This window comes from Geobacter metallireducens GS-15, assembly GCF_000012925.1.
Lineage (GTDB): Bacteria > Desulfobacterota > Desulfuromonadia > Geobacterales > Geobacteraceae > Geobacter > Geobacter metallireducens.
Map to the genome: position 1 here is coordinate 3,811,284 of NC_007517.1, position 17,380 is coordinate 3,828,663.

General features: G+C 62.0%; 18 protein-coding genes and 1 tRNA gene. 3 read left to right on the forward strand and 16 right to left on the reverse strand.

The window, feature by feature from the left end:
- Positions 1–39: 39 nt before the first annotated feature.
- Positions 40–116, reverse strand: a tRNA-Pro gene (locus GMET_RS17025).
- Between the two features lie 147 nt (positions 117–263).
- On the opposite strand from GMET_RS17025, the gene GMET_RS17030 reads away from it, so the two are divergent.
- Together GMET_RS17030 and GMET_RS17035 are read left to right on the forward strand one after the other, a co-directional pair.
- On the forward strand, positions 264–554 hold the full coding sequence (locus GMET_RS17030; protein WP_004514204.1) for a hypothetical protein: 291 nt from the start codon (positions 264–266) through the stop codon (positions 552–554).
- Between the two features lie 50 nt (positions 555–604).
- Complete coding sequence (locus tag GMET_RS17035; RefSeq protein WP_004514205.1) at positions 605–1,372, forward strand: alpha/beta fold hydrolase; 768 nt, start codon at positions 605–607, stop codon at positions 1,370–1,372.
- 51 nt (positions 1,373–1,423) lie between these two features.
- Here GMET_RS17035 and GMET_RS17040 read toward each other — a convergent pair whose 3' ends face one another.
- The 3 genes from GMET_RS17040 to GMET_RS17050 form a co-directional block, all read right to left on the reverse strand.
- On the reverse strand, positions 1,424–2,740 hold the full coding sequence (locus GMET_RS17040; protein WP_004514206.1) for a hypothetical protein: 1,317 nt from the start codon (positions 2,738–2,740) through the stop codon (positions 1,424–1,426).
- 139 nt (positions 2,741–2,879) lie between these two features.
- Positions 2,880–3,950, reverse strand: coding sequence for a type IV pilus twitching motility protein PilT (locus GMET_RS17045; protein ID WP_004514207.1), 1,071 nt, complete (start codon positions 3,948–3,950; stop codon positions 2,880–2,882).
- 12 nt (positions 3,951–3,962) lie between these two features.
- Positions 3,963–5,585, reverse strand: a complete 1,623-nt coding sequence (locus GMET_RS17050; protein WP_004514208.1) for a GspE/PulE family protein — start codon at positions 5,583–5,585, stop codon at positions 3,963–3,965.
- Positions 5,586–5,768: 183 nt separating this feature from the next.
- On the opposite strand from GMET_RS17050, the gene GMET_RS17055 reads away from it, so the two are divergent.
- On the forward strand, positions 5,769–6,773 hold the full coding sequence (locus GMET_RS17055) for a hypothetical protein (RefSeq protein ID WP_004514209.1): 1,005 nt from the start codon (positions 5,769–5,771) through the stop codon (positions 6,771–6,773).
- 212 nt (positions 6,774–6,985) lie between these two features.
- On the opposite strand, the gene GMET_RS17060 is transcribed toward GMET_RS17055, so the two are convergent.
- From GMET_RS17060 to GMET_RS17115, 12 genes are all read right to left on the reverse strand, one after another.
- A complete protein-coding gene (locus GMET_RS17060) occupies positions 6,986–7,948 on the reverse strand; it encodes a transglycosylase domain-containing protein (protein WP_011366187.1) in 963 nt (320 codons plus the stop codon).
- A gap of 2 nt (positions 7,949–7,950) precedes the next feature.
- The gene (gene pdxA / locus GMET_RS17065; RefSeq protein WP_011366188.1) at positions 7,951–8,970 is read right to left on the reverse strand and encodes a 4-hydroxythreonine-4-phosphate dehydrogenase PdxA; all 1,020 of its coding nucleotides are present in this window, start codon (positions 8,968–8,970) and stop codon (positions 7,951–7,953) included.
- Between the two features lie 87 nt (positions 8,971–9,057).
- On the reverse strand, positions 9,058–9,474 hold the full coding sequence (locus tag GMET_RS17070; protein ID WP_004514212.1) for a F0F1 ATP synthase subunit epsilon: 417 nt from the start codon (positions 9,472–9,474) through the stop codon (positions 9,058–9,060).
- Between the two features lie 62 nt (positions 9,475–9,536).
- Positions 9,537–10,949, reverse strand: a complete 1,413-nt coding sequence (atpD, locus tag GMET_RS17075; protein ID WP_004514213.1) for a F0F1 ATP synthase subunit beta — start codon at positions 10,947–10,949, stop codon at positions 9,537–9,539.
- Positions 10,950–11,007: 58 nt separating this feature from the next.
- Entirely contained in the window at positions 11,008–11,871 is an 864-nt protein-coding gene (atpG, locus tag GMET_RS17080) for an ATP synthase F1 subunit gamma (protein ID WP_004514214.1), read from the reverse strand.
- 21 nt (positions 11,872–11,892) lie between these two features.
- Positions 11,893–13,404 (reverse strand): F0F1 ATP synthase subunit alpha, encoded by a 1,512-nt coding sequence (atpA, locus tag GMET_RS17085; RefSeq protein ID WP_004514215.1) that lies wholly within the window; start codon positions 13,402–13,404, stop codon positions 11,893–11,895.
- An 8-nt stretch (positions 13,405–13,412) separates the two neighbouring features.
- A complete protein-coding gene (atpH, locus tag GMET_RS17090) occupies positions 13,413–13,955 on the reverse strand; it encodes an ATP synthase F1 subunit delta (protein ID WP_004514216.1) in 543 nt (180 codons plus the stop codon).
- A complete protein-coding gene (locus tag GMET_RS17095) occupies positions 13,952–14,572 on the reverse strand; it encodes an ATP synthase F0 subunit B (protein WP_004514217.1) in 621 nt (206 codons plus the stop codon). Before GMET_RS17095 ends, atpH begins: the two co-directional genes overlap by 4 nt.
- Position 14,573: 1 nt before the next feature.
- On the reverse strand, positions 14,574–14,999 hold the full coding sequence (locus GMET_RS17100) for an ATP synthase F0 subunit B (RefSeq protein ID WP_004514218.1): 426 nt from the start codon (positions 14,997–14,999) through the stop codon (positions 14,574–14,576).
- Between the two features lie 182 nt (positions 15,000–15,181).
- On the reverse strand, positions 15,182–16,021 hold the full coding sequence (locus GMET_RS17105) for a ParB/RepB/Spo0J family partition protein (protein ID WP_004514219.1): 840 nt from the start codon (positions 16,019–16,021) through the stop codon (positions 15,182–15,184).
- Positions 16,014–16,787: a ParA family protein gene (locus GMET_RS17110; protein ID WP_004514220.1), complete on the reverse strand. Its 774-nt coding sequence runs from the start codon at positions 16,785–16,787 to the stop codon at positions 16,014–16,016. The genes GMET_RS17105 and GMET_RS17110 overlap by 8 nt, the downstream gene beginning before the upstream one ends.
- 144 nt (positions 16,788–16,931) lie before the next feature.
- Positions 16,932–17,351 (reverse strand): response regulator, encoded by a 420-nt coding sequence (locus GMET_RS17115; protein WP_004514221.1) that lies wholly within the window; start codon positions 17,349–17,351, stop codon positions 16,932–16,934.
- Between the last annotated feature and the right edge of the window lie 29 nt (positions 17,352–17,380).

The window sequence follows — 17,380 nt, forward strand, 5'->3', positions numbered from 1 at the left end:
AGGGGTTGCGGCATCTGCCGTAACCCCTTGATCTTTTTATGGTCGGGGCGAGAAGATTCGAACTTCCGACCCCCTGCTCCCGAAGCAGGTGCGCTACCAGGCTGCGCTACGCCCCGACAAAGAAGGAACTTTCTATATCACGCGATGTGGCGTTGTGGCAAGGTTTTTTTCTGTTTTGTCATGTTTCTCTCACCTTTTCCGCCCCCTCGACATCCACCTCAAAATACGCTAATGTCCTTTGCCGACTCTGTTTTTGCCATGCAATGACCACCACGGCGAAGAGACACCCCCTCACCCGGCCTTCGGCCACCCTCTCCCTGAGGGAGAGGGCCGTGGCGAGGGGAGCAGGGGAGAAAACGCCCTGGCTCAAAACCCTCCCCGAGCAGGTCCAGGCGGTCCGGGCCGCTTTGGCCGCGGCCGGTGGCCCCGCCACCGCCGACACCATCGCCCGCACCCTCCAACGGGCCCGCACCGACAAGGTGGCGGAGTTGCTGGCAACCCTCGCCGCCATCGGCCAGGCCAGGGAGGTGGAGCCGGGCACCTACAGCGCCTGACGAAGCACGCCCCATCCTGAAAAGACGCACGAACGAGGAGGACTCTTGCCATGCCATTCCTGGACCTGGGCCGGAACAAACAGATCTACTACGAACTCATCGACGGGGAACCGGACCGCCCCCACCTGGTCTTCATCCATGAGGGGCTGGGGTGCGCGGCCATGTGGAAGGGGTTCCCCCACCAGCTCTGCCGGGAAACCGGGTGTCCCGGCCTTCTCTACGACAGTCTCGGCTACGGCAAGTCGTCGCCCCTCGATGGCCCCATGAACCTCCATTTTCTCCACCGTTATGCCCTGATCGAGTTGCCGGCCGTTATCGAACAGCTGATCCCGGAGAAGGAGTATGTGCTCATCGGCCACTCGGACGGGGGGAGCATCGGCCTCATTGCGGCTGCCGAGAGGCCCCTCCGGCTCAAGGGGCTCATCGCCGAGGCGGCCCATGTATTCGTGGAGGAGAAGACGTTAGCGGGTATCCGGGCCACTGTGGACGCCTTCAGGGCCGGCAAGCTGCGCGGGCTTTTCCGGTATCACGGAGACAAGACCGAGGAACTCTTCACGGCATGGTCCGGCGCATGGCTCAGCGACGGCTTCAGGCCGTGGAACATCGAGTATGCCTTGCCCTCAATAGCATGTCCGGTACTGGTTATCCAGGGAACGGAGGACAACTACGGAACGGTAGCCCAGGTGGATACGATCATGGCAAAGGTGCCGGATGCCCGGAAGGTGATGATTGAGGGGTGCGGCCATGTGCCGCACTTGGAGAGGAGCGCTGAGGTTCTGGGGCTGATGGCGGAGTTCGTGGAGCGCCTGCCGGCGTGAGTCTGGTCCCTCTTCCCTGAAAGAGGGACCAGTGGAACAGATCCCTTGGGGCTATTTGCCGAAAAAGCCCGACATCAGAATCCGGAGCGCGTGCTTCTCGTTCTCGGTGACCCCGGCGAGCCTCCCCATCACCGTTTGGCGGCGTTCGGCATCGGCCTTGCGCAAGGCGAGGCGCTCGGTCATGGAAAGGGGCCGCTGTCTCAGCACGAAGGCCTGGTCCGCGGCATCCCACCACTCCCGTATCATGATCAGCTCGCAGAGGGTAAGGTCGTAACGCAGCTGAAAGATGTCCCGATAGGGGGATGTGAACAGGGAAAAATCTGGCGAAGCGGGCACTTCTCCTCCCAGGGAACGAAGCCTGTCAGCCAGGGCCGGGTCGGGTGCATAGACAAGGGGCGACAAGGGTTCAAGCCAGCTGAAGGCTGCGAGGTACCGGAGGCCGAGGGGGACAGCGCCGGACTCCCGGAGCAGGTCGGGGGTCATGTGTGCCATGATGCCCCCCAAGGACGCCATTTTCGCGGCGAGGGGAGTCAGATCAAAGCTGTACGCAGCCAAGTATGATTCCAATCCCACCTTCGCATAGAACATGTCGTTGGTTGCTTCGGCGTTGAACTGCATCATGATGAGGTTGTTCAGGTCAGCAAGGATATTCGGGTCTGAGAGGTCCCGTTCCAGGGCGACAAGCTCTCGAGCCAGCGCCGGCCCACACCAGGCGATACTCTTGGTGTAGGTTTCCGCAAGAGAGGCTTCGACGCCGAGGGTCGCCAGGGCATCGGGGATTTCCACCAGCAGAACGGTCCGGCCGTGGACCTGATAGACGCTTTTCAGCAGAAGCAGTGATACCAGCTCGCGGTCCTCAAGGGAGAGGACTTTGGCAAGCGGCGGCCTCAGCAGGGACTTCTCCACTGCCGCTGCCGCCTGGAGAAGGGCCGTATCCACTTCTTCGGGGTAGATTTTTGACTGTTTCGCAACTTCGATGATGCCTGACAGGAGCCGGTCCATGGTAGCGCCCCGCGCTTCGGCCCCGGCAAGGCCGTCGGCGGCACTCGATATCGCAGCGTCGTAGGCTGCCAGCAGGGGCTTCAGGTCGCGGGAAAACCGATGGGCGCGCCTGTGGCCGAGCGCATCGCCAAACGCTTCGGCCCCGGCATGGATGGCGGGGAGCAGGGCCGTGCGGTGGGAGTCGGAGGGGATGCCGGGTCGGGTGATTAGGGCAAGGAGAAGCTGCTGAAGCGGGTGTTCCTCTTGCTGCCCTGTATGTCGGGGCTGGTGGGAGCCGAAGGGGTGCTCTCCCCCTTCGGCGCGGCAGGGAGTTGTTGCCGCGAAAAGAGCGGCGAGAAGGACAACGGCACAAACGAGTCGACCCATGGGAACCCTCCAAGAACAGAGATGCCCCGCATCCTAGACATATCGCCTGTACCGGTCAATTGTTAAATCAAACCAATCTCAATAACCCTGCCCTTCCGCACAACCACACCGTCACATTATTTCCGGAACACGGTCCCCCTTACTGGGCCGGCTTCTCGGCCAAATACTGCTCGAACTGTTTCTTGTCCTGAGCGCAGCGGTAGGCCTCTTCGGCGGTGATCCGCTTGGTCTTGAAGAGGTCCAGGAGGTGCTGGTCCATGAGCTGCATCCCGTCCCGCTTGGCGGTCTGGATGATGGAGGGGATCTGGAAGGTCTTCCCCTCGCGGATCAGGTTGCCGATGGCCGGGGTGCCGAGCATGATCTCCAGGGCCGCCACCCGCCCCTTGCCGTCGGCGGTCTTCAGGAGCTGCTGGCAGACGACCCCCTTGAGGGATTCGGAGAGCATGGCCCGGGTCTGCTCCTGCTGGTCGGTGGGGAAGACGTCGATGATCCGGTCGATGGTCTTGGCCGCCGAGTTGGTGTGCAGCGTCCCGAAGACCAGGTGGCCGGTCTCGGCGGCACTCATGGCGAGGCCGATGGTCTCCAGGTCCCGCATCTCCCCCACGAGGATGACGTCGGGGTCTTCCCGCAGGGCTGCCCGCAGGGCAGCGGTGAAGGTCATGGAGTGTTCGCCGATCTGCCGCTGGTTCAGGAGCGACATCTTGTTCTCGTGGATGAATTCGAGGGGGTCCTCCAGGGTGAGGATGTGCTCCTTGCGGGTTGCGTTGATGAGGTCGATCATGGCGGCCAGGGTGGTGGATTTCCCCGAGCCGGTGGGGCCGGTGACGAGCACGAGCCCCTTCTTGAACAGGGTCATGCGCCGGACCCCGTCGGGGAGGCTGAGATCGTCGGCCGAGAGGATCTTGCTGGGGATGATCCGGAAGACCGCGGCGATCCCCCGGTGGGTCAGCATGTAGTTCCCCCGGAACCGGGCGAGCCCCGGGATGGCGTAGGCGAAGTCGAGGTCGTGGCGCTCCTCGAAGTCGGCCTTCTGCTTCTCGGTGAGGATCTCGTAGAGGATGGCCTTCAGCTCGTCATGGGTGAGAGGCTTGAAGTTCTGGCGGGCCATCTCGCCGTGGAGCCGGAAGATGGGGGGCGCCCCGGAGGAGAGGTGGAGGTCGGAAGCCCCCTGATCCTTGAGCATTTTAAAGAGTGTGTCGATGCGTGCCATGTGGTTTCTCCGTCAGCCGAGTAGGGAGGCCATGAAATCCTCCCGGGAGATTACTCCCTGCGCGACCAGTGACCGTCCGTCCTCGGCGATCCCCCGCCAGCCGTGCTCCCGCAGGTGTCCGAGCACGTCGCCGGCGTCGCGGGCGGACTCGAAGAGCTCCCGCACCCGCTGGTCGAAGGCGATGATGTCCATGAGGAAGCGGGTACCCGCGTAGCCGGTCTGGCCGCAGGCCGGGCACCCCGCCGACCGGAAGGAGGGCTCCGCCTCGTTGGGAGGCGACGGCACGGCCGCACGGCAGTCGGGGCAGAGGGTGCGGACCCCGGCACAGACGATGATCCCCCGCAGATGGGCCGGGGTGAGGAGGTGCCGGTCCCGGAAGGTGATGAGCTGCTGCAGAGCACCGGCCCCGTCGCCGCAGGAGAACCCCGCAACCACGAGGGTCCCCCGCTGGGCGGCCCGGCAGGCGGCCGCGAAGACCTTGCCGTCGGCCACATCCTCCAGGATCAGGATGTCGGGGTCGTGTTCGAGGGCTGCCATGACCACGGCTCCCACTTCGGTGCCGGCCGGCACCGGCACCCGGGGAAAGCGCCGCCCCCCCTGGGGCGAGCCGCTCCCCACCATGATGACGGTCTTGCCGGCGGTGTCGCACTCCTGAAGGTACAGCTCCATGAGCCGTCCCCGCATCTCCTCTTCCCGGGCGCCCACGACCACCATCCCCCGCCCCGCCGCGGCCAGTTCCGCAAAGCGGGCCGTGGTGGCCTCCGGAAGCCCCATGTCGGCCACGGAGTCGGGGAAGGAGGCGTCGACCCGCATCCTGAAGGTGAGGTAATCGCCCCCCTCCCCCCGCAGGAGCGCCACCTGGAACGGGATCATCCGCCCCTTCCACCCGAAGGCGAATGCCCCCTTGGCGGTGAATTCGCCTCCTGCCAGCTTGGCCAGCTTTTTCACCCGCATGACCACCTCGGGGTAATGGGTGGGGGAGAGCCGCCCCGCTTCGCGTCCGACCCCGCCCCGGCGGCAGACCACCACGATCCCGTCCCCCAGGGGCTGAAGGGAGAGGGAGGAGAGTTTCTGCTGGACCACGAAGAGGAGGAGGTAATCGACGAACTTCGCGCCGGTCAGGTCGTGGTTGATGGCGCTGAGGACGCTGGCCGGGAAGGCGGCCGACTCGAAGCCGAGGATGTCGGTCTCCTCCGGCGGGCCGTAGAAGATCTCCTGCATCTCGCGGATCTCCCGCAGGAGCCCCACCGACACCGATACGGGGCAGCCGGCAGCCTTCTCCACCGCTGCCAGGGCCGCGGTGTTGAGGGGATCGGCGATGGCGATGCTGATCTCGTCCCCGGTGACGATGAGGGGGATAAGGTTGTGCTGGCGCGCCAGTGCCGCCGGGATCAGGGCCACGGCCTCTGTGTCCACCATGGTCGGTTTGAGCCGTACGTAGGGGATGTTGAGCTGGTTGGAGAGGGCCCAGTCGATGTCCTCCTGGGCCACGACCCCCAGTTTCACCAGGGCCTCGCCGAAGCGGCACCCCGTCGTCTGCTGCTCGTCGAGGGCGGCGCGGATATCGTTCTCGCTGATGATCTGGCACCGGAAGAGTATGTCCCCCAGAGACCCAGGCCGTACGATGCTTTCCATGGTAATCCTCCCTTTTGACTACATCGGTCGGGTCAGCTCAATTCTTGAGGAATATTTTCGGCTTGCCCCGGTTCTCATCCTTTACACAACAGACGGCCCTGTGCTAGGCTCATGAAAAATTTTCGGTTCCGTGACCGGCCCCGCGTCTGCTGACGCCCGTCATGGCGCCCCAGGAGCGTTCACATGAAAAGAAAAGCCCTCGCCCTCCTCTCCGGGGGGCTCGACTCTACCCTTGCGGTCAAGGTGATGCTTGAGCAGGGGATCGAGGTCGAAGCCCTCAATTTCACCTCCCCCTTCTGTACCTGTACCGGAAAAAACGCGGGATGCAAATCGGAAGCGATCCGGGTGGCCGAAGAGTTCGGCATCCCCATCAAGGTGATGCACAAGGGTGTCGACTACCTGGAGGTGGTCAGAAAGCCCAAACACGGCTACGGCAAGGGGATGAACCCCTGCATCGACTGCCGGATCTTCCTCTTGCGCAAGGCAAAAGAGTACTTAGAAGAAAGCGGCGCCGACTTCGTCATCACCGGCGAGGTGCTGGGGCAGCGCCCCATGAGCCAGCGCCGCCACACCCTCGACATCATCGAGCGGGAGAGCGGCCTGGCGGGACGGCTCCTGCGCCCCCTGTCGGCCAAGCACTTCGAACCGACCCTCCCCGAGCAGGAAGGGTGGGTGGACCGGGAGAAGCTCCTGGCCATCCAGGGACGCTCCCGCAAGGAGCAGATGCAGCTGGCCGAAGAGCTGGACGTGAAGAACTACCCCTGCCCCGCGGGGGGGTGCCTCCTGACCGAGGTCTCCTTTGTCTCCAAGGTGAGGGACGTGTTCGATCACTCGGACCAGCTGAACCTGCGGGATTTCCGCCTCCTCAAGGTTGCGCGCCACTTCCGGGTCGGCCCCCGCACTAAGGTCCTCATCGGCCGCAACGAAGCGGAGAACGAGCTCCTCTCCCACAACATCCAGCCGGGAGAGGCGACGCTCCGCTGGCTCGACGGATCGAGCCCCCTGGGGGTCCTCATGGGGGTCGTGGACGACGCGCTTCTGGAGACCTCCGCGAAGATACTCCTGCGCTACACCCGGGCCGAAGCGGGGGCTGAGTGCCGGGTGAAAGTGGTGATCGACGACAACGAGCGAATTATTGTCGTCCCTAACGAGTTCTCGGACCCGGCCATCGAGAGTTACCGCGTGTAGAATGAAATCGTTATTAATAACACGGAGACACAGAGAGCACGGAGAAAAGACAATAGCTCCAGCCTGCAAGGCGGGGGGATACCAAAGTTCATTTGTTACCGACCGCTTGGCGTTGCTCCGTGTCCTCCGTATCTCCGGGTTATTCTGATGAATTTCAGGTTTTCTTACTAATCGAGTTCGCGCAAAAAGGGCGGGGAAATCCCCGCCCTTTCCTATTTCTGCTCCTCCTGAACGGGGGGCGCTCCCCCCTTCCCCTCTTCCGCAGGTGTCGTACCGGCTGGTTCCGCAGGCGGCAGTGCAGCAGGCGCTTCCTTAACGGTGCCTTCTCCCTCGGACGCCGGCACCGGCACCGGCTCCTGGGGCCCGGCACTACCCGTGAAGTTCTGGAACGTCGCCTCCACCTTCTCGATGCTCTGATCCACCTTCCGCTGGAGTCCGGCGATATTGGGCTCCTGCCCCAGGGCCTGCTGGTACTCGCCAGCCGAGAGGACCCCCTTGTTCCGCAGCAGCCGCAGGATCATGTTGGAGCGCTTCAGCACCTTGTCCAGATTCTTGTAGGGATTGTAGGCCACCCGGGGCCCCGGCAGCATGGCGGCCAGGAAGGCGCACTCCCGGGGGGTCAGGGCCGAGGCGGGCTTGCCGAAGTAGTAGCGGGCGCCGTGGCCGATACCGTAGACCATGGGCCCCAGCTCCACAACGTTCAGGTAGAGCTCGATGATCCTTCCCTTGGTCAGCTCCTCCTCCATCCGCTTGGCCAGGACGATCTCCTTCACCTTGCGGGAGATGGTCTTCTCGCGGGAGAGGAAGAGGTTCTTGGCCACCTGCTGGGTGATGGTGGAGGCCCCTCGGGCGAAGCTCTTCTTTTCGAGATCGTACTTGATGGCATTCTTGATGGCCTTCACGTCGATCCCCTCGTGCTTGTAGAAGTTGGAATCTTCCGCCAGGATCACCGCCCACTTCATCTCCGCCGGGATGCTCCCCGACGGGGTCCAGTAGCGGTTCTTGGGCCCCACGGTGAAGGGATGGTAGTCGCCGTGCCAGTCCTTCACCTGAATGGTCATGTTCGTGCGGCGGTTCTTGAGCTCTTCCACCGACGGAAGGAACATGAGGGATAGGGCAATGTAGGCTCCATAGGCCACCACGGCCCCGATGGCCAGATAGAGCATCTTTTTCATGGTCACGGTGTTCCGCCTCCCGATCCCTTCACCCGCGCCATCTCCGCCGCCATGAGGATGGCCGCCTTCATGCTCTCGGCCGAGGCCCTGCCGGTTCCGGCCAGATCGTAGGCGGTGCCGTGGTCCACGGAGGTGCGGATAATGGGGAGCCCTAGGGTCACGTTGACCCCGTCGTCGAAGTGGAGGAGCTTCAGGGGGATGAGTCCCTGGTCGTGGTACATGCAGACCACCGCGTCGTAGGCGCCCTGGACGGCGAAGTGGAAAAGCGTATCGGCCGAGAGGGGGCCGATCGCATCGATCCCCTCCTGCCGGGCAGCCGCCACGGCAGGGGCAATGATGCGCGCCTCCTCGTCCCCGAACATCCCCCCTTCGCCGCAGTGGGGATTGAGGGCCAGGACCGCGATGCGGGGATTCCTCCTGAAATAGCGGTGCAGATCCCGGTGGGTAATCCGGATTGTCTCCAGCACCCGCTCGAAGGTCACTAGACGCGGCACGTCGGCCAAAGCCTCGTGGATGGTGACGAGAGTGACCCGGAGCCGGAAGCCGGCCAGCATCATGACGACCCGCTCCGCCCCCGCCAGTTCGGCCAGGAGTTCCGTATGCCCCGGATACCGATGCCCGGCCCGGTTCAGGGCCTCCTTGCTGATGGGAGCGGTCGCCATGGCGTCGGCATTTCCTTCAAGGCAGAGTCGCGCGGCCTCGCAGATGGCCCGGTACATGGCGTCGCCGCTGGCAACGGTGGGGCAGCCATACTGCATGTCCGCTTCGGTGAGGGACGAAATCTCCCAAAGGGGGAGCACCCCTTCTTTGCTTTCTTCCCAGTTCAGGGTATCGGTCCGCTCTACCCGGAGCGCGGCGCCTGCGACGGTGATTCCCCGTGCCATGGCCGCGCTGTCGCCGACAACGAGGAAGCGGCAGCATTGGCGCACCTCTGGCTCGGCCAGGGTTGCGGCGATGATCTCGGGGCCGACCCCGGTGGGGTCCCCCATGGTTATGACAATACGTGGTTTAGTGTTTGGCATGGTCGGATCATAGCAGGATTCAGGGCCTGCATCAGTGAAAAAAAAAGAGCGGCTAGGCCGCTCTTCTTGGTACGTGGTGATTTTTCGCTACTTCCGGGTGGACTTGCCTGCCACCTGCATACGGATCAGGGCCCGCTCCAGGGCTGCCTCCTGGGTCTTGTAGCTCTTGTCTTCAGGGGAGAGACCCTTGAGTGCCGCTTCGGCACGACCAAGAGCAGCCTTTGCGCGCTCAAGATCGATCTCGTCTGCCCGCTCCGCGGTTTCGACGAGCACCGTGACCTTGTCGTCCTCCACTTCGAAATAGCCCCAGTTGACGGCCAGATGGAAGAACTGCCCACCCTTCTTGTAGGTGAGCTCACCGATCTTCAGGGAAGTGAGAAACGGCGCGTGGCCCGGAAGAACGCTGAACTCGCCGAGGGCGCCCGTGGCCGTGATCTCATCGACCTCTTCGGACAGGATCTTCTTATAGGGTGTTACCAGATCGACTTTCAGTTTTTCAGCCATCTATCTTCATCCTTTTGGCAGGGAAGCCGTCACGGCCTCCCTGCGACGAGGTCATGTGAATCTTAGGCAGCAAGCTTCTTCGCTTTTTCTAGTGCCTCTTCGATGGTGCCAACCATGTAGAAGGCCTGCTCGGGGATGTCGTCGTGCTTGCCGGCAACGATCTCCTGGAAGCCCTTGATGGTGTCCTTCAGCTCAACGTACTTGCCGGGGCTGCCGGTGAAGGCTTCTGCCACGTGGAAGGGCTGGGAGAGGAAGCGCTGGATCTTCCGGGCGCGGGCAACCACCAGCTTGTCCTCCTCGGAGAGCTCGTCCATGCCGAGAATGGCGATGATGTCCTGGAGGTCCTTGTACTTCTGGAGGACGTACTGAACCTGGCGGGCGATGGCGTAGTGCTCTTCGCCGATTACCTGGGGGTCGAGAATCCGCGACGTGGAGTCGAGGGGGTCAACGGCCGGGTAGATGCCAAGCTCGGCGATCTGACGGGACAGAACCGTGGTTGCATCCAGGTGGGCGAAGGCCGTTGCCGGTGCAGGGTCGGTAAGGTCGTCAGCCGGAACGTAGATCGCCTGAACCGAAGTGATGGAACCTTTGGTGGTGGAGGTGATCCGCTCCTGGAGCTCACCCATCTCAGTGGCCAGAGTAGGCTGGTAACCAACGGCAGAAGGGATCCGGCCGAGAAGCGCCGAAACCTCGGAACCCGCCTGGGTGAAACGGAAGATGTTATCGATGAAGAGGAGCACGTTCTGCCCTTCTTCGTCACGGAAGTACTCCGCAATGGAAAGCGCGGAGAGTGCCACCCGGGCACGGGCTCCCGGCGGCTCGTTCATCTGGCCGTAGACAAGAGCAGCCTTATCGAGAACGCCGGACTCCTTCATCTCCATCCAGAGGTCGTTTCCTTCACGGGTCCGCTCGCCAACGCCGGCGAACACGGAGAAACCGCCGTGCTGCTTGGCGATGTTGTTGATGAGCTCCATGATGAGAACAGTCTTGCCGACGCCGGCGCCGCCGAAGAGGCCGATCTTGCCCCCCCGGGCATAGGGAGCGAGGAGGTCGACGACCTTGATGCCGGTGGTGAAGGCTTCAACCTTGGTGGACTGGTCCACGAAGGAAGGGGATTCGCGGTGGATGCCGTACTCCTTCTCTGCATTGACCGGACCCATCTCGTCAACGGGCTCGCCGATGACGTTCAGGATGCGGCCCAGGGTCTTGCGGCCGACCGGCACGGAGATCTGCTTGCCGGTGTCGAGGGCAGCCTGGCCCCGAACGAGACCGTCGGTGGAGTCCATGGCGATGGTCCGGACGGAGTTCTCGCCCAGGTGCTGGGCAACTTCGAGCACCAGGTTGTATTCTTTATCGTCAATGGCCGGGTTGGTGACCCGGAGGGCGTTGTAGATGGGAGGCAGTTTGCCCGGCTCGAACTCGACGTCGATAACCGCGCCGATAACCTGCGAAATTCTACCAAAGTTCTGACTCATGGTGCCTCTTCCTCCTGCGGCCCGTGCCGGGCCTCTATTTTATAATCGTGAGATTAACTTATCCCTTGATCGACTCGGCACCGGAGATGATCTCCATGAGCTCGGTCGTGATTGCTGCTTGGCGGGCCCGGTTGTACTGAAGGGTCAGCTTGCCGATCATCTCGGTGGCGTTCTTGGACGCACTGTCCATGGCGGTCATCCGGGCGCCGTGCTCCGATGCCACCGACTCCAGCAGCGCCTTGAATACCTGCACCTCGATGTGCTTGGGAAGGAGTTCATCAAGAAGCTCCCCCTTGGATGGCTCGTAGATGTACTCGGGAACGTATTCCTCTTCGGCTGTCTCCTCGGGAACAATCGGGAGGAGCTGCTGGAGGGTGATGTCCTGGGACATGACACTGCGGAACGCGTTGAAGAGGAGATAGACCTCGTCGTATTCCTCCGCCACGTACCCCTCAACCACTTCCTGGGCCAGAAGCGCAGCAGTGGGGTAGCTGAGGTTCGAAAGGACGTTGCCGTAGTTCTTGTGGATCTTCTGACGATTTTTCAGGAACTCGAAACCCTTGCGGCCGACGGTGGTCACGGAGATTTCGGCGAACTCAGCCTTCTTCTCCCTGATGAAGCGCTCCGCGGCCTTGCAGATGTTGGCGTTGAAGCCACCGCAGAGACCCCGGTCAGAGGTAACCACCACGAGGAGGGCCTTCTGGCTGATGCGCTTCTGTAGCAGGGGGCTCGAACTCCCGTCCTGACTCTTGGCCAGGCGGTCCAGAACCTCCCCCAGCTTCTTCGCGTAGGGGCGGGCGGCAACCACGTTTTCCTGGGCACGGCGCAGCTTCGCAGCCGAGACCATCTTCATGGCCTTGGTTATCTGTCTGGTGTTTTTTACCGAGACAATACGCTTTTTTATGCTTTTCAGGCTTGCCATAGTGGGAGAACCGTCCTTAGATTACGCGGTAAATTCCTTCTTGAATTCGTCAAGGGCGGCAACAATCTTGCCCTTGAGGTCGTCATCGATCGCCTTCTTGTCGCGCAGTTCGGCGAGGATATCGGCCTTCCTTCCATCGAAGAAGGAATAGAGCTCGCTCTCGTAACGGCGCAGGGAGGCGACGGGGTAGTCATCCACGTAGCCGTTGTTGGCGGCGAAGATGATGAGGACCTGTTTCTCGTTGGGAATCGGACGGTACTGGGGTTGCTTGAGAATCTCCACGAGGCGCTCGCCACGGGCCAGCTGCATCTGGGTCGCCTTGTCCAGGTCGGAACCGAACTGGGCAAAGGCTGCCATCTCGCGATACTGGGCGAGGTTCAGACGGAGCGTACCGGCAACCTGCTTCATGGCCTTCACCTGAGCGGAACCACCGACCCGGGAGACCGAGAGGCCGACGTTGATGGCCGGGCGGACGCCGGAGTAGAACAGGTCGCTCTCCAGATAGATCTGACCGTCGGTGATGGAGATGACGTTGGTCGGAATATAGGCGGAAACGTCACCAGCCTGGGTCTCGATGATCGGGAGCGCGGTAAGGGAGCCTGCGCCGCAGTCGTCGGAGAGCTTCGCCGCACGCTCGAGGAGGCGGCTGTGGAGGTAGAAAACGTCGCCCGGATAGGCTTCACGCCCCGGCGGACGGCGAAGGAGCAGGGAAAGCTGGCGATAGGCGACGGCCTGCTTGGAGAGGTCGTCGTAGATGATCAGGGCATGCTTGCCGTTGTCCCGGAAGTACTCGCCCATGGTGACGCCGGTGTAGGGGGCGATGAACTGGAGCGGTGCAGGCTCGGAGGCGGAGGCGGAAACAATGATGGTGTAATCCATCGCCCCGTGCTCCTGGAGCTTGCTCACCACCTGGGCAACGGTGGAACGCTTCTGGCCGATGGCCACGTAGATACAGATGAGGTCGCCACCCTTCTGGTTGATGATGGTGTCGATGGCAACGGCGGTCTTGCCGGTCTGGCGGTCGCCGATGATGAGCTCCCGCTGGCCGCGGCCAACCGGAACCATGGCGTCGATGGCCTTGAGGCCGGTCTGCATCGGCTGGTGGACCGACTTCCGCTTGACGATGCCGGGGGCCTTCACCTCGACCTTACCGAAGGTGGAGGTGTTGATGGGGCCCTTGCCGTCAATGGGTTGGCCAATGGCGTTGACAACGCGGCCGATGAGGGCCTCGCCAACCGGAACCTCGACGATCCTGCCGGTCCGCTTGACGGTGGTCCCTTCCTTTATGTTCTCGTTGTCTTCACCGAGGATCGCCGCACCGACGTTGTCCTCTTCGAGGTTGAGAACCATGCCGGAGACCCCGCCGGGGAACTCCAGGAGCTCGCCGGCCATGGCCTTGTCCAGGCCGTGGATGCGGGCGATACCGTCACCGACGGAGATGATGGTGCCGGTCTCGGCCACCTCGACCTCCTTGCCGTACTCCTTGATCTGCTTGCGGATAATTTCGCTGATTTCTTCGGCTCTGATTTCCATGGAACCTCTCACCCCTTCTGTAATATATCCTGAATCCTGTTCAACTGGGTCCGTACGCTGCCGTCAAAAACCTTGTCGCCGATCTTGGTGATCACCCCGCCGATGAGCGAGGGCTCCACCTGGACCGACAGCTGCACCTTCTTCCCCGTTGCCTTGACCAGCGCGCCCTTCATGCTCTCCACCTGGGCATCCTCAAGAGGGAAAGCCGAAGTGAGCACCGGGCGAATGACGCCGGAAAGCTCGTCGGCGAATGCGGCATAGCTGTGGGCAATCTGGGGAAGGAAACTGATTCTCCCCCGGTCGAGGAGAACCTGGAGAAAGTTGGAGACCGTGCCGGAGAGGCTCAACTTCGCAAGAACGTCCTTGAGAATTTCCCTCTTGGCTTCAATGCGGTACGCAGGGCTTTTCAAGACGGAATCGATGTCGGCGTTTCCTTCAAGCAGGGCTGCGAACTGCCCCAACTCGGCACCGAACCGGTCGACCGCGTCTTCCTCGGCCCCGAGCTGCACCAGCGCCTTGGCGTAGCGACGTGCAATAGCGTTCGAGATCAATGTAAGTTCTCCACCTTCGTAAGATAGTCGTTAACCAGCCGATCCTGGTCGTCTTTCTTGATGTTCTCGCGCAGTGACTGCTCAGCCATCTGAACGGCAAGTCGCGCAGCCTCCCCGCGGAGTTCTGCCTTGGCCTTGAGAACCTCCTGAGAGGCAGTGGCGGCGGCCTGCTCGCGAATCTTGTCAGCGGTCAGCTTCGCCTCCGCGATGATCCGCTCCTTCTCCAACTCGGCTTCCTTGCGGATTGCGGCGTAGATATCGTCGATTTCCAGGTTCGCCTTTTCCAGCTTCCCGCTATACTCGGCAAACTTCTTCTCGGCAGCTGCCCGGGCCTCCTCGGCTTCACGGAGGGCCTTCTCGATGTTGGCGGTGCGGTCTGCCAAGGCACCCTTGGCATTGGCCTTCTTGAGGGCCCAGATGATGACACCGAGAAGGGCGGCAAAGTCGATGACCCTCCACATGAAATCCTTCATCTGCTTGCCGGTGTCGACGTGGTGGGCACCCTCGCCCCCCTCGGCGGCAAACCCGAGGGCTGAAAGGCCGATCACGGCGGCACAGACCGCCGCAGGCATCATCACGGACTTCAGGAGCCTTTTCTTCTTGCATGCGTTTGCCATGTTACAGACTCCTCCCAAGGACTTTCTCGCTGATTTCAAGGGACAGGGCACGGGCCTGCTCCGCCAGGAGCTGCTTGGCGGCAGCGGCTTCTTGTGCCACCCTGTTCTTGATGGAGGAGAGAGAATCGGCAGCCTCCTTGCGGGCCTTCTCGATGACAGCGGCCTCTTCCTGAAGTGCGCCGCTGCGAAGGGTCTCACGCTCGGCATTGGCCTTCGCCTTAATTTCGCGCAGGCGGGCTTCGTAGAGTGCCATTTTTTCCTGCACGTCCTTGTCAACCGCCGCGGCCCGCTCTTTTGCGCCGTCAATCTGCGCCTTCCGGTCCGCCATGATTTTTCTGATCGGCTTGTAGAGGAAGATGTTCAGAACCAGGAGGAGAACCAGGAAGTTTACGAACTGAATCACAAAGGCAAGATCTAAACTTATCACGCTACCGCTCCGTAAAATCCACCACTTGTAGTTTGTATTCCGTATACGGGGTACTGTATCAAAAAAATATGCGGTCGTAAGGCCGCAAAACAGACGTTAGCTATCACACGCATTGGCACTTGTCAACAAATTTATCCAAAAAACGATACGGCGTGCATGCTCCCGACCGTATCGCACGCCCTTTAACCGAGCAGAAGATCGACGATTCTTGCAAGTTCGTCGCGGCTGCCGTAGGCAATCTCGATTTTGCCCCCTTTGCCGCTCTTGCGAACCGCAATTTTTGTCATGAAGCGACGCCGCAACTGCTCCACGAGGTCAGCAGCATGGACCTCCACGGTTGCAACCTTAGGCTTGGGCTTCTGCTCCCCCTTCAACCGTTTCACAAGGCTTTCCGCCTCGCGCACGGTGAGGTTTCCCTTGACGACGGCATCGCGGGCCTCCCGCATCTGGAGGTCGGTATCGAGGGCAAGAATCGCCCGCGCATGGCCCATGGCCAAGCGCTCTTCGACGATGTCCTTCTTCAGTTCGGCGGGAAGCTTCAGGAGCCGCAGGGAGTTGGCCACGGTGGATCGATCCTTCCCCACCCTCTTCGCGAGCTCGTCCTGAGTCAGGCTGAAGTTCTCCATGAGGGCGTGGTAGGCCTCGGCCTCCTCCACGGCGTTCAAGTCCTCCCGCTGGATGTTCTCGATGAGGGCCATCTCCAGGGCGGTATCCTCGGAGACGTCCTGGATGACCACCGGCACCTCGCGGAGTCCGGCCTTCTGGGCGGCCCGCCAGCGGCGCTCGCCGGCGATGAGCTCGTAGTGGTCTCCCTTTTTCCGCACCACGAGGGGCTGGATTATCCCCTTCTCGCGGATGGATGCGGCAAGCTCTTCCAGCCTGTCGGGGGTGAAGGTCTTGCGGGGCTGGTTCCGGTTGGGACGGATCTCTTCGATGGGGCAGGAGAAGTAGCGTTTCCCCTCCTCCTCCACGACCGGAAGAAGGGCCGCCATCCCCTTGCCGAGTCCGGTCTTCCTAACCATGGTGCGCCTCCCTTTCCATGAGTTCCTTGGCCAGTTCCATATAGGTGACGGCCCCCTTGGAGGTTATGTCGTACAGGATGATGGGACGGCCGTGGCTCGGGGCCTCGGAGAGTCTCACGTTGCGGGGGACCACGGTCTGGAAGGCAAGGGAGCCGAAGTGGGTCCGGATCTCCTCGCTTACCTGGCGGGAAAGGTTGATACGGCCGTCGTACATGGTGAGAAGGATCCCTTCAATGGCGAGCTTCGGGTTGAGCCCCTTCTGAACCAGCTTGATAGTCTTGATGATCTGTGAAAGCCCTTCCATGGCGTAGTACTCGCACTGGAGCGGGATAAGGACCGAGTCGGCGGCGGTCATGGCGTTGACGGTGAGAAGCCCCAAGGATGGGGGACAGTCGATGATGATGTAGTCATACCGATCATCAAGGTGTGCCAGGGCCTCCTTGAGTTTCCATTCCCGCGCCATGGCGGAGACGAGTTCCAGCTCGGCGCCGGCCAGGTCGGTGGTGGCGGGAAGGAGGTCGAGACAGGCGAGGTCGGTCCTGACTATGAGCGTTGCCGGATCGGCGTCGTTGATGATGGCGTCGTAGACCGACTCCGTCAGGCTCCCCTTGTCGATGCCGACGCCGCTTCCGGCGTTCCCCTGGGGGTCCATGTCCACCAGGAGCGTCCGCTTTTCCGCCGCCGCAAGGGAAGCGGCAAGGTTGACGGCGGTGGTGGTCTTGCCGACCCCACCCTTCTGATTCGCTATGCAGATCTTCTTTGCCATCACAGGTAACCGTCGCGGGAAAAGTGAGAAGGGAAAGCAGCTGGAAAGTCGTAATAATTACCACATTACCCCCGACTTGTGAAGGTATTTTTACCCGATGGCGCGTGGAATGAGGGTCATCGCCCCCCCACGGGGCAGGGCGCGTCAAGAGGGGTGTATATCGAAGAGGCCGGCCTTCTCCAGGATGCCAACTATCTCTTTCCCATCCACCGGCTTGGTCAGGCAGCTGAGGACGTCCAACTCACGGCAGCATTTCAGGTCGGTCTCCTCCCGGGACGAACTGATGACGATGACCGGAACCTGCTTAGTCCTCACGTTGCCGCGAAGGGCGGTGAGAACCTCAATGCCGTTTATTTTCGGCAGCTTCAGGTCGAGCAGGATAAACGCCGGTTCGAGAATCTCCCCTCCCCCCCCCGGAGAACCGGGGCCCAGAAGACGTGCAAGGGCCTCTTCCCCATCGTGGGCAACGACAATGTTGTCGATTCCCTGCTTGCGCAAGGCGCGCAGCGCGAGAAATTCATCGTCCGGATTATCCTCCACCAGAAGAACCTGAAACTTCTCCATCGGCACTCTCCTCTCTGCGTCCCGCTTTC

Excerpts from the sequence above, each read along its gene's own strand:
- GMET_RS17095 (WP_004514217.1), bottom strand. The coding sequence starts at position 14,572 with ATGGCAAACGCATGCAAGAAGAAAAGGCTCCTGAAGTCCGTGATGATG.
- GMET_RS17050 (WP_004514208.1), bottom strand. The coding sequence starts at position 5,585 with ATGGAAAGCATCGTACGGCCTGGGTCTCTGGGGGACATACTCTTCCGG.
- GMET_RS17045 (WP_004514207.1), bottom strand. The coding sequence starts at position 3,950 with ATGGCACGCATCGACACACTCTTTAAAATGCTCAAGGATCAGGGGGCT.
- GMET_RS17105 (WP_004514219.1), bottom strand. The coding sequence starts at position 16,021 with ATGGTTAGGAAGACCGGACTCGGCAAGGGGATGGCGGCCCTTCTTCCG.
- GMET_RS17060 (WP_011366187.1), bottom strand. The coding sequence starts at position 7,948 with ATGAAAAAGATGCTCTATCTGGCCATCGGGGCCGTGGTGGCCTATGGA.
- GMET_RS17030 (WP_004514204.1), top strand. The coding sequence starts at position 264 with ATGACCACCACGGCGAAGAGACACCCCCTCACCCGGCCTTCGGCCACC.
- GMET_RS17110 (WP_004514220.1), bottom strand. The coding sequence starts at position 16,787 with ATGGCAAAGAAGATCTGCATAGCGAATCAGAAGGGTGGGGTCGGCAAG.
- atpA (WP_004514215.1), bottom strand. The coding sequence starts at position 13,404 with ATGGAAATCAGAGCCGAAGAAATCAGCGAAATTATCCGCAAGCAGATC.
- pdxA (WP_011366188.1), bottom strand. The coding sequence starts at position 8,970 with ATGCCAAACACTAAACCACGTATTGTCATAACCATGGGGGACCCCACC.
- atpG (WP_004514214.1), bottom strand. The coding sequence starts at position 11,871 with ATGGCAAGCCTGAAAAGCATAAAAAAGCGTATTGTCTCGGTAAAAAAC.
- GMET_RS17115 (WP_004514221.1), bottom strand. The coding sequence starts at position 17,351 with ATGGAGAAGTTTCAGGTTCTTCTGGTGGAGGATAATCCGGACGATGAA.
- GMET_RS17040 (WP_004514206.1), bottom strand. The coding sequence starts at position 2,740 with ATGGGTCGACTCGTTTGTGCCGTTGTCCTTCTCGCCGCTCTTTTCGCG.
- GMET_RS17070 (WP_004514212.1), bottom strand. The coding sequence starts at position 9,474 with ATGGCTGAAAAACTGAAAGTCGATCTGGTAACACCCTATAAGAAGATC.
- GMET_RS17035 (WP_004514205.1), top strand. The coding sequence starts at position 605 with ATGCCATTCCTGGACCTGGGCCGGAACAAACAGATCTACTACGAACTC.
- GMET_RS17055 (WP_004514209.1), top strand. The coding sequence starts at position 5,769 with ATGAAAAGAAAAGCCCTCGCCCTCCTCTCCGGGGGGCTCGACTCTACC.
- atpD (WP_004514213.1), bottom strand. The coding sequence starts at position 10,949 with ATGAGTCAGAACTTTGGTAGAATTTCGCAGGTTATCGGCGCGGTTATC.